General features: G+C 47.9%; 1 protein-coding gene. It reads left to right on the forward strand.

Annotated elements, in window-relative coordinates:
- Positions 1–290, forward strand: a 290-nt coding sequence (locus IC21_RS08895; RefSeq protein WP_035180807.1) for an IS3 family transposase, incomplete at both ends; no start/stop codon positions are given.

The raw sequence follows: 290 nt of genomic DNA on the forward strand, positions 1-290 counted from the left end.
TTGAGCCTGAACCGTTCAAGCCTGTACTACAAGCCAGTCGGGCCGTCTCCTGAAGAATTGTTTATCAAACATCGGATTGATGAAATCTACCCCAAACATCCCTATTACGGATCCAGGCGCATTGCTGCTTTACTGAATGCCGAAGGTTTGGTCATCAACCGAAAGGCTGTACAGCGCCACATGAGGGAAATGGAAATCGTCGGGATCACACCTGGTCCAAACCTGAGTAAGCGCAGTCTTGAACACCGAATATACCCGTACCTTCTTAGAAACTTGAAGATTACACACCC

It is taken from the genome of Heyndrickxia coagulans DSM 1 = ATCC 7050 (genome assembly GCF_000290615.1).
Lineage (GTDB): Bacteria > Bacillota > Bacilli > Bacillales > Bacillaceae_C > Weizmannia > Weizmannia coagulans.